The organism is Rhodococcus sp. P3_B8 (assembly GCF_056402775.1).
In genome coordinates this window covers 1-16,591 of record NZ_JBFUGT010000045.1, presented here as the reverse complement: position 1 = coordinate 16,591, position 16,591 = coordinate 1, and the positions used below count along the sequence as shown (strand labels likewise).

At 67.1% G+C, this 16,591-nt stretch carries 16 protein-coding genes and 1 pseudogene; 10 read left to right on the top strand and 7 right to left on the bottom strand.

Going from position 1 to position 16,591, the window contains the following annotated elements:
• Positions 1-4: 4 nt before the first annotated feature.
• Positions 5-457: a MaoC family dehydratase gene (locus tag AC1D1G_RS17295; RefSeq protein ID WP_477952998.1), complete on the top strand. Its 453-nt coding sequence runs from the start codon at positions 5-7 to the stop codon at positions 455-457.
• Entirely contained in the window at positions 454-1,284 is an 831-nt protein-coding gene (locus tag AC1D1G_RS17290) for an alpha/beta fold hydrolase (protein WP_477952996.1), read from the top strand. The genes AC1D1G_RS17295 and AC1D1G_RS17290 overlap by 4 nt, the downstream gene beginning before the upstream one ends.
• 20 nt (positions 1,285-1,304) lie before the next feature.
• On the opposite strand, the gene AC1D1G_RS17285 is transcribed toward AC1D1G_RS17290, so the two are convergent.
• The 4 genes from AC1D1G_RS17285 to AC1D1G_RS17270 form a co-directional block, all read right to left on the bottom strand.
• Positions 1,305-3,020 (bottom strand): alpha/beta hydrolase, encoded by a 1,716-nt coding sequence (locus AC1D1G_RS17285; RefSeq protein WP_477952995.1) that lies wholly within the window; start codon positions 3,018-3,020, stop codon positions 1,305-1,307.
• A gap of 130 nt (positions 3,021-3,150) precedes the next feature.
• Complete coding sequence (locus AC1D1G_RS17280; protein WP_317570929.1) at positions 3,151-3,528, bottom strand: SHOCT domain-containing protein; 378 nt, start codon at positions 3,526-3,528, stop codon at positions 3,151-3,153.
• 62 nt (positions 3,529-3,590) lie between these two features.
• Complete coding sequence (locus tag AC1D1G_RS17275) at positions 3,591-4,040, bottom strand: DUF6325 family protein (protein ID WP_011596324.1); 450 nt, start codon at positions 4,038-4,040, stop codon at positions 3,591-3,593.
• 80 nt (positions 4,041-4,120) lie between these two features.
• Positions 4,121-4,345 carry a three-helix bundle dimerization domain-containing protein gene (locus AC1D1G_RS17270; RefSeq protein ID WP_283335803.1) on the bottom strand — a complete coding sequence of 75 codons (225 nt, stop codon included), beginning with the start codon at positions 4,343-4,345 and terminating at the stop codon, positions 4,121-4,123.
• 215 nt (positions 4,346-4,560) lie between these two features.
• Here AC1D1G_RS17270 and AC1D1G_RS17265 point away from each other — a divergent pair, with 215 nt between their 5' ends.
• The 4 genes from AC1D1G_RS17265 to AC1D1G_RS17250 are packed head-to-tail and all read left to right on the top strand — an operon-like array spanning position 4,561 to position 10,339.
• The gene (locus AC1D1G_RS17265; RefSeq protein WP_009476827.1) at positions 4,561-4,959 is read left to right on the top strand and encodes a DUF7144 family membrane protein; all 399 of its coding nucleotides are present in this window, start codon (positions 4,561-4,563) and stop codon (positions 4,957-4,959) included.
• Positions 4,960-4,984: 25 nt separating this feature from the next.
• Positions 4,985-5,827 carry a polyphosphate kinase 2 gene (gene ppk2 / locus AC1D1G_RS17260; RefSeq protein ID WP_009476826.1) on the top strand — a complete coding sequence of 281 codons (843 nt, stop codon included), beginning with the start codon at positions 4,985-4,987 and terminating at the stop codon, positions 5,825-5,827.
• A gap of 27 nt (positions 5,828-5,854) precedes the next feature.
• Positions 5,855-8,614, top strand: coding sequence for a cation-translocating P-type ATPase (locus AC1D1G_RS17255; RefSeq protein WP_283353092.1), 2,760 nt, complete (start codon positions 5,855-5,857; stop codon positions 8,612-8,614).
• Between the two features lie 9 nt (positions 8,615-8,623).
• Positions 8,624-10,339, top strand: coding sequence for a SulP family inorganic anion transporter (locus AC1D1G_RS17250; protein ID WP_477952994.1), 1,716 nt, complete (start codon positions 8,624-8,626; stop codon positions 10,337-10,339).
• A gap of 4 nt (positions 10,340-10,343) precedes the next feature.
• Here AC1D1G_RS17250 and AC1D1G_RS17245 read toward each other — a convergent pair whose 3' ends face one another.
• The gene (locus tag AC1D1G_RS17245) at positions 10,344-11,690 is read right to left on the bottom strand and encodes a diacylglycerol/lipid kinase family protein (RefSeq protein ID WP_477952993.1); all 1,347 of its coding nucleotides are present in this window, start codon (positions 11,688-11,690) and stop codon (positions 10,344-10,346) included.
• A gap of 131 nt (positions 11,691-11,821) precedes the next feature.
• Positions 11,822-13,852, bottom strand: coding sequence for an alkaline phosphatase family protein (locus AC1D1G_RS17240; RefSeq protein ID WP_477953013.1), 2,031 nt, complete (start codon positions 13,850-13,852; stop codon positions 11,822-11,824).
• A 34-nt stretch (positions 13,853-13,886) separates the two neighbouring features.
• Between AC1D1G_RS17240 and AC1D1G_RS17235 the strand changes: the two genes are divergently transcribed.
• Entirely contained in the window at positions 13,887-14,669 is a 783-nt protein-coding gene (locus tag AC1D1G_RS17235) for an MBL fold metallo-hydrolase (RefSeq protein WP_317570931.1), read from the top strand.
• Positions 14,670-14,772: 103 nt separating this feature from the next.
• The gene (locus AC1D1G_RS17230; RefSeq protein WP_283353094.1) at positions 14,773-15,381 is read left to right on the top strand and encodes a potassium channel family protein; all 609 of its coding nucleotides are present in this window, start codon (positions 14,773-14,775) and stop codon (positions 15,379-15,381) included.
• A 26-nt stretch (positions 15,382-15,407) separates the two neighbouring features.
• Here AC1D1G_RS17230 and AC1D1G_RS17225 read toward each other — a convergent pair whose 3' ends face one another.
• The gene (locus AC1D1G_RS17225; RefSeq protein ID WP_283335809.1) at positions 15,408-15,815 is read right to left on the bottom strand and encodes a DUF7144 family membrane protein; all 408 of its coding nucleotides are present in this window, start codon (positions 15,813-15,815) and stop codon (positions 15,408-15,410) included.
• Between the two features lie 165 nt (positions 15,816-15,980).
• On the opposite strand from AC1D1G_RS17225, the gene AC1D1G_RS17220 reads away from it, so the two are divergent.
• Positions 15,981-16,379 carry a DUF7144 family membrane protein gene (locus AC1D1G_RS17220; RefSeq protein ID WP_105414911.1) on the top strand — a complete coding sequence of 133 codons (399 nt, stop codon included), beginning with the start codon at positions 15,981-15,983 and terminating at the stop codon, positions 16,377-16,379.
• Between the two features lie 6 nt (positions 16,380-16,385).
• A pseudogene (locus AC1D1G_RS17215) lies at positions 16,386-16,591 on the top strand (hypothetical protein); the annotation flags it as partial.

The following is a 16,591-nucleotide window of genomic DNA, read 5'->3' as shown; positions in this document are numbered from 1 at the left end:
ATTCATGCCCATGCATCTCACACAGCCCACCGATCTCCTCGGGCTCGTCGGACAGACCGTCGGAACCACCGGCACGCTCAAAATTGCTCAGGATCAGGTGAATCTGTTCGCCGACGCGACCGGGGACCACCAGTGGATCCACACCGATCCCGAACGGGCGGCCCATGGCCCCTTCGGCTGCACGATCGCGCACGGCTATCTCACGCTGTCGTTGGCGCCGAGCATCCTCGCCGAGGTTCTCACCGTCGACGGCGTCCACGCCGCCCTCAATTACGGCCTGAACAAGGTGCGGTTCCCGGCGCCCGTGCCCGTCGGTTCCGCGCTGCGCGTCACAGTGTCCGTGATCGCCGCGCAACGGAAACCGGCCGGCATCGAGGCAGTCTTCGGGTTGACCTACGAGATCGACGGCGGAACGCGTCCGGTATGCATCGCGGACGTCGTGGTGCTCTACACGTGAGCGTGACCGAATTGTTCGGCAGGGGCGACCGGTTCGAAGACAGGGACGTTCCGGTCGGGGGTCGGCGGATCCGGGTGCGGATCCGCCGCGGGACCGGTGTGCCCCTGGTTCTGTGCAACGGCATCGGAGCGGGCCTGGAAGTACTGGACCCGCTGGTCGCCGCATTGGATCCGGCGGCGACGATCATCAGTTTCGACGTGCCCGGTACCGGGGGTTCGCCGGCCTCACCGGTCCCGTACGGGATTCCTGCCCTCGCGTGCGGCCTGAGCCGCCTCCTCACCGAGATCGGGGTCGATGTCGTCGACATCCTCGGCTTGTCCTGGGGCGGAGCGCTGGCCCAGCAGTTCGCCCTGCAGAATCCGCGGCGCTGTCGGCGCGTCGTCCTCGTCGCCACCGGGACCGGGGCCCTGATGATTCCGGGCCACCCGCGTGTGCTCGCGAAGATGCTGACTCCGAGGCGGTTCACCGACACCGGCTATGCGGCTGCCATCGCCGGCGACCTGTACGGTGGCACGGCGCGCCTCGGCGGTGAAGCCGTTGCGCGAGTCTTCAGAAAACAGATGCACACGGGCTCCCGCATCGGTTATCTCCATCAACTCCTCGCGGGGGCGATGTGGACGAGCCTGCCGATACTTCCGCTCATCCGGCAGCCCACACTGATCGTCGCGGGCACCGACGACCCGATCATTCCCATCGCCAACGCCCACATCATGAACGCGCTCCTGCCGCACGCGACGCTGCACCTGCACCCCGGCGGTCACCTCGACATCGTCACCAACGCAACCGATCTCGCACCCGCTGTCAGGTCCTTCCTCGCGTCGCCGTAGCCGCCGGCCCGCACAACAGGTCAGCCGTCCTCCCCCATCTCGGCGAGCGTCGTCCGCAGGCGCTCGGTATCCGCCGGGGTCCAGCCCTCGGGCGACAGGATTGCGCTCCACGCGTCGGCGATGTCGACGACGTACGTGTGTCCGTGCCCGTCGGGAACGCCCGTCGACACCGCCATGTCGGCCGCCACCTGGAGGAAAGTCACGAACGGGAACCACTGTGTGCTGTCGAGGACGTCGTAGCCACGGTCCTCCTTCAGCCAGTCGGGCTCGCTCAGCAGCAGTTCCGGCGACCACCAGACGATCGGGTCCGACGGGTGTTGGAGGTAGACCATCCGCGGCCGTCCCCACGGGGCGTCGGGGCGCGGCAGGTCCTCCTGCGCCCGCGCACCGAATCGGACGGTCTCGCCCTGCTCGTAGATCGGCAGCCATTCGGGCGAGCCCGGATCGCGGTTCGTGGTGACGTCGGTCCATATCTCGTTCGCGTTCGGCGGCCCCGTGAACAGCACGCCGTCGGTGCGAGCCTCGACGTCGTCGACACTGCCGAATGCACTTTCACCTCCGAAGGAGCCGAGACTCTCCCCCATCACGACGAGCTTCGGACGGGACTCCGGTGGCAATACCTTCCACTTGTCGTACACAGCGTCGAACAATGCCTCCCCGGCCTGGTGGGCACGCTCCTTGTCGACCAGGAAGGACAGCCAACTCGGCAGATAGGAGTACTGCAATCCGACCATCGCGGTGTCGCCGTTGTACATGTACTCCAGCGAGGAGGCGAGGCTCTCGTTGATCCACCCGGTACCGGTGGTCGTGGCCACGCCCACGACCGCACGATCGAACCCGCCGGCGCGTTCGAGTTCGTCCGCTGCCAGCTGGGCGTTCCCGGTGATCGAATCGCCGCCGCTGGCGAGCCCGGCGTAAGTCCGGATCGGCTCCACCGCGGGCCGCCCGCCATTGAACGCGGACAATTCGTCGACGGTCGGGCCACGCGACATGAATGAACGGCCCTGCCGGCCCAGCGAATCCCACGTGACGAGCGAGTCCGGTCCGCCCGAACGCAGCGACGACGTCGGCGGCTCGTCACCGGCCTTGGTCTCCTGGTTGACGGCGGCGAACGAATTGTTCAGCCCCGACATGATCACGCGCACCGCGGCGCCGTTGACGAGTGCGAACAGCAGCGCCACCACCAGTACGCCGATGGCCGTCGCCGAGATCCGCCGCGGCACCACCCGGCTGATCTTGCGTTCGACCCACCGCACCGCCCGCAGCAGAACCCGGGCAAGCGCCACCAACCCGACGTAGATCAGCACCGCCACGACCACCATGACGAGATACCCGAACCACGGGAATGGTGCGGCACTCATGATCGCCCGCAACTGCGACTGCCAATCCCAGAACCACACCAGTATCGCTACGGTTCCGACGATTCCGATCACCGACGCCACCCGGCGCACCATTGTCTTCACATGGGTGGGCGCCTCCCGCTGCACGAGGTAGCGGACCAACTTGGAACCGAGGAATCCGATGGCGTAGCCGATCGCCGCCGAGACGCCGGTGACCAATCCCTGGAAGAACGGACCGCGCGGCAGCAGTGTCGGCGTCAACGACAGCCACACGAACAGGACCGCGACCACCAGCCCCCCGAAGGCATAGCGGTCGGGAAGCCAGCGACGATGCCCGGGTGGCCGGACAGGACCGGCTTCGCGCTCGGGTGCACCATCGATCACATCGTTCGGCACCTACCAAGCGTAGCTGTCACAGAGTCGCTATCGACGGCAATCCGCAATCACACCACGTCCCGTGAACACCGAAGCCCACGTGGGATGTTCGGATTTCTGCCGAGTCTGCCCGGCCGACCGTCGACCGACGCTACGTCAGTGTCTTCGTCTTGATCGCCTGGAACTCGGCGTCGGTGATCGCGCCGGAATCGAGCAGCGCCTTGGCTTCCGTGATCTGCTGAGCCGGGGACTTCCCGGCGACGTCGCGGATGTAGGAGTCCTGGGCCTGCTTGACCTGATGAGCGGCGGCCATCGACCGCTTCGCCATGCCGTCGCCCCGGGCGATCACGTACACCAGTGCCGACAGGAAGGGAATGACGAACAGCAAGAGGATCCAGATCGCCTTGACCCACCCCGAGGTCTCGCGATCCCGGAACAGGTCGGTGATGATCGAGAACAACACGGACAAGTAGGCCGCGAAGGCGAAACAGACGAAGATGAACCAGAAGAACTCCCAGAAACCTTCCATTTTCGACGCTCCGTCCACTAGGTGTTCCGGTCAGCAGGCCAGGATTCCGGCCTCCTCGAATCTCAATTGGTGGTGTCGAGCGTGTCGAGCGCCGCCAGAATGCCCTGGACGGGGATTCGCCCGGAGGCCACCAGCTGCGCACCCTCGCGCCGGAGGGCGGAGGCGAACGGTGCGGCCCAGCAGTTCTCGTAGACGAGGATAGCTCCGGAGCATCCGGGGGCCAGGACGGCAGCCGCGTCCTCGAGGTCTGTTCGGTCGATCAGACCCGTCGCCGCCTCGGCGAACAGCGTCACGTCCACACCGCCGTCGAGCCCGAGGTCCTCGATGGCGACACCGGCGAGTGATCCGTCGGCTTCCTTACGGACGAAGATCAGGTCGAGCACGCGGATGATGTTTCGTTCTACCAGGTCGATCAGAAGGGGCAAGGCCGATCCGTCGGGTCTCCGGTCGGCAGGGAACTCCACGACGAGATAGTCGATGGGCCCGAGTTCGTCGAAATCGGTGTCGTTCACTGCAGGACCTCTCTTCTGAAGACAGCAGCGACAGCCACACACGGCGTCGCACCAGTATTACCCAGTCCGCGACGACACCGCTAGAGCACAATGTCACCGGCGGCCGGCACCGTACTGTCGGCAAGGTCGCGGCGGGCGGCCTTCTCCACCAGGAGCGGGACGAAGTCCCGGATCCTGCACTCCGCGAAGCGCTTGTGAACTGTGCGCACGGTGTGCTCGATGTCCACGGGTGACACGGACGGGTACCGAGTCATCAGGCGCTCGATGACCTGTTCGACCTGAAGGAACTCGTCGTCACCGATCATCGACTCATCGTCGTCCCGCTGCGAAACCACCGTCAAGACACGAAATGGCCTCTCGAGCAACTCGGTTCGGTGTCAGGGCGGTGAATATGCCTGATTCTGGGATCGATCCAGTATCCGCAGAATTCGCGGAAATCCAATTTCCCGACTACCGCCAGGTGGAACGGCGGACAATGGAGGTACCGGGCCGCCGGCTCGCAGTAGGGAAAGGGACGGTCATGTCCGAGACAACGTCGGTCAAGCAGGGCGTCGCGGCAGGCACTTCGATCGGGGCGGCCATCATCATGGTGACCGTGGGGATCATCCACCTCTTCCAAGGAATCGCTGCGGTTGCCGAGAACGAAGTATTCGTGGCGGGGCTGAACTACATCTACAAGTTCGACCTGACCACCTGGGGCTGGATCCACATCGTGCTGGGTGTGCTCGTCGCAGGCGTCGGCCTCGCGCTGTTCACCGGCGCGGGATGGGCTCGAGTGTCCGCGATCGTGATCGCGGCCGTCTCCATACTCGCCAACTTCCTGTGGCTTCCCTACTACCCGTGGTGGTCGGTGCTCATCATCGCCCTCGACGTCGTGGTGATCTGGGCCGTGTCGACCTGGAATCCGGATCGGGTCTGAGCAGTCGGCGGCCAGGGTAGAAGCCGTGGGAAAGAAGTCGAAGCACGAGAAGTCCGGCCTCGACCTGCCCCGGCCGGACGGTGCCGAGCCTGCCGCACCGATGAAGAACAAGAAGTACCGCCGCCTACTCCGTCCGCTTCACGGCGAACTCGTCGCATTGCAGGAGTGGGTGAAATCGTCGGATGCGCGGATCTGCATCGTCTTCGAGGGCCGCGACACCGCCGGGAAAGGCGGCGTGATCAAGGCGATCACCGAGCGGGTCAGTCCGCGCGTATTCCGTGTCGTCGCCTTGCCTGCCCCGACCGATCGCGAGAAGTCGCAGATGTACGTGCAGCGGTACCTTCCCCATCTCCCGGCCGGCGGAGAGGTCGTCATCTTCGACCGCAGTTGGTACAACCGCGCGGGCGTCGAACGGGTGATGGGTTTCTGCACCGAGGAGGAAGCGCAGCAGTTCCTCCAACTCGTCCCGACGGTCGAACGCGCGATCGTCGACTCGGGCGTCATCCTGCTGAAGTACTGGCTGGAGGTGAGCGAGGAACAACAGACGCTTCGCCTGCAGAGCAGGATCGACGATCCGCGGAAGGTCTGGAAGCTGTCGGACCTGGACCTGAAGTCGTACACCCATTGGTACGACTACTCGCGGGCGCGGGACGAGATGTTCCACTTCACCGACACCGGCTGGGCGCCCTGGTACGTCGCGGTCAACGACGACAAGAAACGCGGTCGGCTCAACATCATCAGCCACCTGCTGAGCCAGATCCCCTACGAACCCCTCGAACGCCCCGACATCACCTTGCCGGAGCGGCGGGGCCCGCACGGCTACGAGGCGCCGAGGCAGCCACTGCACTGGATTCCCACCCCCTACTGAGAATCCGAGCCGAAAGGACGAGCGGTCATGGTCTCGACGGAACCCGCGCAAGCGCAGACTGCCTGGCATGCCCAGGACGCCGACGCCGTCGTGTCCGCACTGGCCTCCGATCGGCAGGCGGGGCTGACGGCCGGCGAAGTGGACGAACGTCGCCGACGGCACGGTCCGAACGAGATCGCCTCCGAGCCGGCGCCGTCGACGTGGTCGATCGCGTTGCTGCAGTTGAAGGACCCCATGAACCTGATGCTGGTCGCGGTGGCCGTGGTCAGCATCGTCATCGGCGAAATTCCGACGGCGATCGTGGTCGCGGTTCTCGTCGGGCTCAACATCGTGCTGGGCACACGGCAGGAAGTGAAGGCGCGCGCCAGCGTCGACGCACTGGCGAAGATGCAGACACCGCAGGCGCGGGTGGTCCGCGACGGCACTCTGACCCAGCTCGACGCCACCGAGCTCGTGCCGGGCGACGTCGTGCAGCTCGAGGCGGGCGACATCGTCCCCGCGGACGGCCGCCTGCTCACGACGGCCACCTTGGAGACCCAGGAGGCGGCACTGACGGGTGAGAGTGCACCCGTCGCGAAGGACCCCCAGACGCTCGGCACCATCGACGTTTCTCTCGGCGACCGCAGCAACATGGGTTTCCAGAACACCTCGGTCACCCGCGGTACCGCCACCATGGTGGTCACCGAGACGGGAATGCACACCCAGATGGGCCAGATCGCGTCGATGCTGTCTGCGGTCGCACCGAGCAAGTCCCCGCTGCAGCGCGAACTGGACTCGCTCACGAAAGTGCTCGGCGTCATCGCGTGGACTTCGGTGGCGATCATCGTGATCATCGGGGTGATTCGCGGACAGGACGTGACGACGCTTCTGCTGCTCGGCATTTCCATGGGGGTCTCCGCGATCCCCACCGGTCTGCCGACGTTCGTCCAGGCGATGCTGGCCTACGGTGCACGGCAGCTGGCCGACGCCAAAGCCATCGTGAAGAATCTCACGGACGTCGAGACGCTCGGCGCGACCAGCGTGATCAACTCGGACAAGACCGGCACGCTGACGATGAACCAGATGACCGTGCGGTCGCTGTACTTCCACTGCCGGTGGTACACCGTCGATGGTGAGGGTTACGCCAAGTCGGGGAAGATCACCCACGTCGCGGGCGAGGCCGCCCCGGATTTCACGCTGCTCGCGTACGGGTTGTGCCTCGACAGCGACGCCACGGTCTCCGGCACCGGAGAGGTCGTCGGCGACCCGACGGAAGCCGCGCTGGTGGTGCTCGCGGCGAAGATCGGTGTCGACGCCCCACTGACCCGGCGAACGTATCCGCGCGTCGCCGCCGTGCCGTTCGACTCCGCATACAAGTTCATGGCGACGTTCCACCATCTGGAAGTCGATGGCCGAACCCAATTCGTGGAACTGGTCAAGGGCGGGCCCGACGTTGTCCTGGCGCGGTGCGCGACCGCCTTCCGGCCGGGCAGGCAGGAGGTGCCGCTCGACGAGGTCCGGGAGGAACTGACGGCAGCGAATCGGACCATGTCCGAGAAGGGACTTCGCGTGCTGGCCTTCGCGGTCCGCCGCCTCGACGGGCAGGAGGAGGCCGCGGTGGCCGACCCCATGTCCTACGTCGCGGACCTCACGTTCGTCGGCATGGTCGGCATCATCGACCCGCTTCGGCCGGAGGCGATCGAATCGGTGCGCACCGCCCACGAGGCCGGCATCGACGTCCGCATGATCACCGGCGACCACGCGATCACGGCATCCGCGATCGGCGCCGAACTCGGGCTCGGACCGGGCGCGATCGGTGGTGCGGAACTGCAGGCCATGACCGATGAAGAACTGTCGGCCGCACTCCCGAACCTGCACGTGTTCGGCCGCGTCACTCCCCAGGACAAACTACGCCTGGCCGACGTCATGCAGAAGAACGGCGCGGTCGTGGCGATGACCGGGGACGCCGTCAACGACGCGGCCGCGCTGAAGAAGGCCGATATCGGCGTAGCCATGGGCTCGGGGAGCGAAGTCACCAAACAGGCGGGCAAGATGGTGCTCACCGACGACAATTTCGGTACCCTGATCACCGCGATCCGGTTGGGCCGCAACATCTACGACAAGATCGTGTCCTACATCCGATACCAGATGTCGAAACTGTTCTCGCTGGTGCTGCTGTTTCTCGTCGCGAGCATTTTCGACATCAACGACGGGGTCGCGCTCACCCCGCTGATGGTGCTGTTCCAGCACTTCTTCATCACGCTGTTCCCGGTCGCCGTCATCATGCTCGACCCTCCTGCGCCGGATCTGATGAACAAGCCGCCCCGCGACCCGAAGATGCCGATCGCCAACCGGAGGGCGTTCGTGCAGTGGCTGGCATACGGCGTCCTGCAGTTCGCCGTCACGCTTGCCGCGATGCTCCTCGCGCCGGGCGAGATGAGCACGACCGAGGCGACCGTCCCCATGACGACGGCGTTCGTGGTGCTGTCGTTCGGTTCCATCCTCGCCGGGCTCGTCATGCGGCGCGACCCGGAGTCCGGGCTCACCCCACCGATCCTCGGCGCACTGAAGATCCTGTCGATCCCGGTCATCGTGACGGTGTTCGCGGTCGAGGCTGGGTTCCTCCAGGACCTCCTCATGACCACGTCGCTGACCGGCGGCCAGTGGCTCGCCTGCCTCGGGTGGTCACTGATCATCCCGATCGTCGTCGAAGCGGAGAAGGCGTTCCGGCGCCGGCGCCACCTCCACTCGGAGCCGCCCGCACCGATGACCGCCCCCGCCGTCGTCGACCCCCAGCGCGCACGCTGAGACCCGACCATGTCCTGGACAGGAAGCCTCGGCCGGTTACCCGGGATCGCGACGGCGCGGGCATACCGCCGGGAGTGGTTACGCCCCGACGTCACCGCCGGACTCGTCCTCACCGCCCTGCTCATTCCCGCCGGGATGGGGTACGCGGAGGCCGCCGGGTTGCCCGCCTACGCCGGCCTCTACGCGACGATCATCCCGCTCCTCGCGTATGCCCTGGTGGGACCGTCGAAGATCCTCGTGCTCGGCCCGGACTCGTCGCTGGCACCGCTCATCGCCGCGGCGGTCCTGCCGCTCGCCGTGGCCGACGACCCGGAGAGCGCGCTCGCCCTCGCCGGCGTCCTCGGCGTCCTCGTCGGCCTCATTCTCCTCGTCGGCGGATTCCTGCATCTCGGCTTCGTGACCGAACTGCTGTCGAAGCCCATCCGGCTCGGCTACCTCAATGCGATAGCGCTCATCGTCGTCGTCGGCCAACTGCCCAAGCTGCTCGGATTCTCCGTCGACGCGTCCGGCCTCATCGGAGAGGTCGGGGAGATCGGAAAGTCCGTGGTACAGGGCAACATCGACCCCGTCGCCGCCGCCGTGGGCATCGGTTCCCTCGCCGTCATCGTCGGATTCCGCATCTGGGTGCCCCGCATCCCCGGTGTCCTCGTGGCCGTGGTCGGCGCGATCATCCTGTCTGCGGCACTCGGACTCACCGACGACATCGGGATGGTCGGCGCCCTACCCGCCGGCCTGCCGCTGCCGTCGTTCGGCGGTGTCGACTGGGGGGACGTGGGGAACCTCGTCGGCCCCGCGGCCGGTATCGCCCTGATCGCGTTCGCCGACACGGGAGTGCTGTCCCGCACGTTCGCCGCCCGGCACGGTGAAGACGTGAACGGCAGCACGGAGATGAAGGCGGTCGGCGTGGCCAACATCGCCGGCGGACTGTTCGGCGGGTTCCCCATCTCCGCCAGCGGGTCGCGGACCCCGGTGGCCGAACAGAGCGGCGCCCGCACCCAACTGGCATGCGTCGTCGGAGCACTCGCCGTGCTGGTCTTCGTCCTCGTCGCCCCCGGGGTCACCACGTACCTCCCCGACGCGACACTCGGGGCCGTGGTGATCGTCGCCGCCACCGCGCTGGTCGATGTCGGTGGAATGGTCCGGATGTGGCGCATGAGCACCGTGGAGTTCGGACTCGCCGTCGCGGCATTCCTCGGGGTGGCCTTGGTGGGCGTGCTGCAGGGAATCCTCGTCGCGATCGGGTTGTCCTTCGTCGCGGTGGTCGCGCAGGCGTGGCAGCCGTACCGCACGGAACTCGTCCGGACGCCCGACCGCCCCGGCTTCCACGACGTCCAACGCCACCCCGGCGGCCTCCGCATCCCCGGACTGGTGCTGGTGCGCTTCGACGCTCCCCTCTTCTTCGCCAACGGCGAGATCTTCGACGAATACGTGCGCTCGGTGGTGGCGGCCGCGCCGACCCCGGTCGAGTGGGTGGTCGTGGCGTCCGAGCCGATCACCGGTCTCGACACCACCGCCGTCGACGAACTCGTCGACCTCGACACGTATCTCGAAGGGAAAGAGATCCGGTTGGTGTTCGCGGAGATGAAGGGYCCGATCAAGGATCGGCTCATCCGGTTCGGGGTGGGCGACAGGTTCGATTCGTCGCACTTCTATCCGACCATCGAGTCCGCTGTCACCGCATTTCACAGTCGAGCCGACCACACCGGAGATCCTTCCGGCGGCTGAACCCTCAACCGTGGGGCGCCCCGGACGCAGTGTGAGTGCCGTGCGCCGCCCGCCACAGTCGCACCCAGTCGAATGCAGGCGCAGCCGGACGCACCCCGGGCCTCGTCCTGGGCACCCGCACCCGCAGGGCGTCCGGTTCGATGGTGCACCGCACCGGAGTGCGGAGCATGAGTGATTCGCCGTCGACTCCGACGGGGATCTCCGGGGTGTCGGCGTCCACAACCACCTCGATCGCCGTTTCCTGCGTCAAACCGTGAACATTGGTGCGACGCAGCAGACCGACCGCCTGCCGGGTGTTCGCCACCGACACGGTGACCGCGCCGAGGACGCCGCGATCGAGACGGTCCCGGCGGCTCAGACCGGCCAGATCACTGTTGCCGTAGGGATTGTTGCTCACCAGGACCGCCTGCGGTCCCTCCACGGCCGTCTCACCGATCCGCGCGACCAATCGAGGCCCCGCGTGCCCGGTGAGCAGATCGGGAAGCAGCGTCAGCACTGTTGCGGCCTTGTCGTCGCGGTAGGCGGGACTGCGGACGATTTCGGCGTAGACCCCGAACGACGCGTTGTTGACGAAGGGTCGGCCGTTGATGGTGCCGAGGTCGACACGCAGCTCGACACCGTCCCGGAGTGCGTCCAGCGATCGGGTGGGATCGGTGCGGTCGAGTCCGAGATCCATCGCGAAGTGGTTGCGGGTTCCGGCACTGATCACGAGGAACGGCAGGTGGTGTTCCGCCGCGACCGCCGCCACGAGAGCCTGGGTTCCGTCTCCGCCCGCCACCCCCAGCAGATCGGCCCCTTGCGCGACCGCCCGCCGGGCCAGTGCGGTGACGTCGATGGTGGCCGGCCCTTCGAGCAGCTCGACGTCGGCGCCCAGCTCCTCGGCTCTGCGCTTCAGGTCGAATTTCGTGACCTTCCCGCCTCCGGAATGCGGATTCATGATCAGGAACGGGTGCTGCGCGGGCGGGGCAGGGTATTCGGGCATGGTCGTCTCCGCACGTCTGCCACGCAAAGCGGCGCGAGCGCAGACGACGGCCAGCACAGCGAGGCCATACGAGAGCAGCACCACCCACAGCAGGTGTGCGCGGACGAACAGTGTCAGCACGACGATCGGCGCGACAATCGCCACTCCCAGGGAGATCCACCTGAACACTCCGCGCCGGGTGAGGAACCAGTACAACGCCGCCACCGTGACCACGACGCCACCGGTCCCCACGATGAGCAACGCCACGGTGCCCAGCACCCCGGCGAACAGCACGGGCACCGCCGCCGCACCGACGGCGAATACGAACGCCACACGGGCCCACCAGCGCCGGCCACTGCCGCCGGTATCGGCGGTACCTGATCTGTTCACGTGACTGCCCCTCACCGGCGGCGTGTACTTCCTCGCGACGGTCCGACTTCCCGTCGTATGTCCATCTTCCGCCGTGCGCGGAGGCGAGCGCAGCACATTGCACGCCTCGGGCTGCCGGTCTTCGCCAGCCGTCAAGCGCCAGTTCCCGATAGGTCGCCTGCGCGCGGTCCCGTCGAAAGGTCCCGCCATCCGGCGAGCACCCTGTGCACGGCCTCGGCGCCGTGCAGCGGGTCGGGCGGTGAGGGCAGGTCGGCGGGGTAGATGAGAAACGGAGTGCTCTGCGGTCCGCCCATTCCGCCGTGCGAGCCGACCTGCTCCTCGAACGCCGCGACCTCGTCGGTCTCGGGCCAGTATGCGCCGCCGACCATGATGTCGGCGACGTTGTCGAAGGTGTCGGTGCGTCGCACCTTCGCCAGCGCGTCGGGGCCCATCACCGCGAGCGGGTTCTCGCCCGTGACCTCGCCGGTCGTCACGTCGACCTGGCCGTAGGGCCCGAGCACCACGGACCCGCCCGGGGCGGCAACGAGCAGGAAGCCGACCCCGGGATGCTCGCGGAGCCCGGTGAGCAGCCCGGGATGGGCAGCCTCGATGGCATTTACATCGGCGCGGCCGGGCAGGTGTGGGAAGTAGATCAGGCCGAGATTGCCCGAGCCGAGCACGATCGGCTCGCCCGTGGAGGCGTGCGCCTCTTCGCYGGCCGTCGGCGAGTGCACGCTGGCCGCGGCGTAGCCGCGCCCCTCCGCCCCGGGCTGTCGGGAGGCGTCGGATTCGCGCTCGTACCAGTGGCGCTTCCCCGCGACCGGTTCGCGCTGTGCGGCAAGCCGGATGACCAACTGCCCCAGGGTTTCCCCGTAGCGCTGCAGGAAGGTCGCGCCCTGACTCTGCCCGTGATCGGACAACACGACGACGCGGTAGGGCCGATCGGCCTGCCCCACCACGGCGAGCAGCATCTCGATGACGTCGTCGAGTTTGGTCAGCACCGCAAGGGTCTCCGGCCGGGAAATGCCGGAGTGGTGCGACACCTCGTCATAGCCGATCAGGTCGACGTAGACGACACTGCGCCCCTTGATCAGATCGCCGACCACCGCGGCGGCGGCGACGTCGGTGGCGAGCACGGTCGCGAACGCCCGCACAAACGGATAGACCCCACCCCGCGGCACCCGCGGCTGGATGTCCTTCCGCTTCTGGCGCAGTGACTGGCGCAGTTCCCGTTGCAGTTCCGCGACCATCCGGATGAACGTGCGCAGCGCGCTCGCCGGGTCCGCGAAATAGTCGCTGTAGCCGGCACCGCCGCCGAGGCGGGCACCGCGCATGCGGCTGACGACGAGCACGTTGTCGTGCGCGCCGCCGGTGAACAGGTTGCCGCGGCTCGCACCGTCGTGCGCCAGCAGGCCACGAATGTCCGTGCGTTCGAGTTCGCGCTGCTCGTTGTCGGCCGGGTTGCTGAACACCGAAATGTGCTCGGTCGTCTTGTCGTACCAGCGAAACGCCGGCACGTTGTGGTTGGAACCGTGCAGCACGCCCAGCTGGGTCGCACCCGTCTGACTGCTCCAGTCGGTGTGCCACGGCACCAGCTGGTGGGTCTCGCGCACCAACTTCGCCAGCCCGGGCGTCACGCCGTCGGCGATCGCGCGACGCAGCACGTCGTAACCGAGGCCGTCGATCTGGATACACAACAGCCCCGGGGACGCGTCCACGAGCGCGGCGTTGCGACGCAAGCGGAACCGCTGTCGGCGCACCTGCATCAGTCGGTAGGCGGTATCGGAGCGGGACGCGATCGCGCCCGAAATCACGGAGGTGAACAGCGAGAGCAGCGCCGCGAGGTAGAACGCATCGCGCGGCTGGTCCACCGACGCGACTGGTACCAGGTACAGCGTCAACAGCATGATCACACCGCCGGCGAGGAACACCCCGACGAACAGCAGCACCGGGCCGATCCACGACATGCACCGCATCATCACCGGCCAGAGCGCGGCGTTGAGCAGGCCGAACACCAACGCGAGCACCAGCGCGGCCGGGAGCGTCGGGATCGGAGCGAAGCTCGACGGGTCCAGGATGATGCCGCGGAGGATCCGGTCGAGCACGATGATCGCGAGCGCCGACGACCCCCACAGCACGAAGAATTCGACGAGCACCCGCACCACGCCGCCCACCGTGCGCATCGCACCGCCTTTCGTCATCTGGAATCGTAAGGGTGTGAGCGCAACGCCGGGTCCGGTTGCCGCCGCACCCGGTGTGCGCTGGCTCGGACATTCCAGCGCGCTGATCGTGGACCGCGGGACGGTCGTCCTGACCGATCCGGTGCTGACCGACCACGTCGCGCACCTACGACGCCGCCGAGGGCCCGCACCGATCGGGCCGCACGTGCGCAACCCGGACGCAGTCCTGCTCTCGCACCTGCACGCCGACCACACGCACCTGCCGTCGCTGCGGATGCTCGATCCGGACGTCCCGATCGTGGCACCGTGGCGGGCGGTCGACGGCCTGCCGGCGCTGCGACAGTTCGCCGACCGCCTGGTATTGCTGCGGCCGGGCGAAGAGGCACGAATCGGCAACGTCACCGTGCGCGCCGTGCCCGCCCGACACGACGGCAGGCGCTGGCGGCGCGGCCCGCAGATCGCGCCCGCGGTCGGGTACGTCGCCGAGGGTGACCGGCGGACCTACTTCGCCGGCGACACCGACCTGTACCCGGACCTCGCCGACCACGTCGGCCCTGTCGATCTCGCGCTGCTACCCGTCGGGGGCTGGGGTCCGACCCTCGGCAAGGGTCACCTCGACCCGACTCGCGCCGCGGTCGTCGCACGCCTGGTGGAGGCGGGCCTGGCGGTGCCGATCCACTACGGAACACTGTGGCCGATCGGCCTCGACGCCGTGCGCCCCCGGTTGTTCTTCGGTCCGGGCGCGGAATTCGTCCACCACGCCGAGAGGGCGGGTGTCGTTGCGGTGGAGTTGCACCCGGGTGGCGAACTCGGGGTGTGAATTCGGTTGCTCCGAAACCGTGTCGATCGACGTGTGGGTGCGCTCCGAGGCGCAAAGACGGCCAAAGCGCTCTGGTCGGCTCCTCGATCGGCGGAAACTGGAGGTGGCAATTTCAAGTCGCACCATCGCCGACAAGGTGGTGAGCTGGGCGGTGTCGATGGACGAGGACGGCGTGCGAAGTCTCTCCCGCCATGCGCGCGCACGTGTGCTGGTTCCGGCGATCCTGCGCCCGGTGTGCGCCACGGTAGTGCTGGTGGGCGCATATTTCCTGCTGCCCTTCACCACGGTCGACAACCTTCGCACCGTGTCCCTGGTGGTCGGTGGTCTCGCTGTGGTCTGCGCGGTGTACGTCTGGCAGATCCGCAGGGTGCTGCGTGCCGAATACCCGGTCGTGCAGGCGGTCGAGGCGTTGGCCGTCACTGTGGGGGTCTACCTCGTCGGCTACGCGACGACGTACTTTCTGCTCTCGCTCTCGGGCCAGGACAACTTCAGCGAAGTGCTGACCCGCCTCGATTCCCTCTACTTCACCCTGACGGTATTCACCACAGTCGGATTCGGTGACATCGTGGCCACCACGGAGACCGCGCGGGCGGTGGTGTCGGCACAACTCATCGGCAACCTGATCCTGATCTCGTTGGGCATCCGGGTGCTGACCGCGTCGGTTCGCTGGCGGCGAAAGCCCGGGATCGCCCGTGACCCGGCAGGGCCCTGACGACCGGTACTCGACGGGTTCGCGACCTAGAGCCGCTCCTCATAGCCCGGCTTCCATGTCGCGACAGCCCAGATCACGAACACGTCCAGCACGATCATGACGACCGACCACCACGGGTAGTGGGGCAGCCACAGAAAATTGGCGAGGAGCGAGAGAGCACAGATCACCATGGCGCCGACGCGGGCCCACGTCGCCCCGGTGAACAACATGACACCGACGGCCGCAACGATCACACCGAGCACCAGGTGAATCCAGCCCCACGCGGTCGTGTCGAACTGGTAGATGTACTCGGCGCCCGCCACGACGAGGTCGTCCTTCATGAGCGCCGAGATGCCCGACAGCACATGGAGAATTCCGATAGTGAGCAAAACTATCGCTGCCACCATGGACGTCGCGGCAGCGACCCCCTGCTTGACCAACGACTCGTCGGACATCGCGATCCCCTTTCCGGACAAACCTTGGCCTGCAGATATTTTCCGTCGCCGCGTCGAGCGAGGTCAATACGCACCCGTCCGGGCATCTTCCTGACAAGGGGTGATCCGACGGAGGATACTTACTTTCGCCAGTTCATTTCGTACGGTGACGAAAGAGGAACGGTCATGTCCGATGAATCGCTGGTCAAGCAAGGTGTGGCAAAGGGAACGTCGATGGGCGGGGCGGTTCTTCTCGTCACCGTCGGCGTGCTCGAGTTCCTCCAGGGGATCTCCGCGGTAGCCAAGGACGACGTGATCGTCGTCGGCATCGAGTACACCTACCAATTCGACGTCACTACCTGGGGCTGGATCCATCTCGTGCTCGGCGTGATCGTCGCGGCCGTCGGTGCGGCACTGTTCACGGGGGCTACCTGGGCGCGTGTCGGCGCGATGGTGCTGTGCGCCCTGTCGATCTTCGTCAACTTCCTGTGGTTGCCCTACTACCCCGGGTGGGCGATCACGATCATCGCGCTGAACGCCGTCGTGATCTGGGCGGTCGCCACCTGGAACCCCGAAGTGATCTGATCCGCAATGGAAGACGGCACGAGCACCGGCTCACTGGACAAGGACGAACGCGCCGAACTCCTCCGGTTGCGCGACGAGGTGGCGACGCTGCGCGGACAGGCCGCGGGCGCCGCCGCAGGTGTTCCGGCAGAACCGGTCGCCCACCCACCCCGGAACGGATTGCGTTGGACGGCCGTCACGATTCTGCTGGTCCTGGTCCTGGTCGCCGTTCT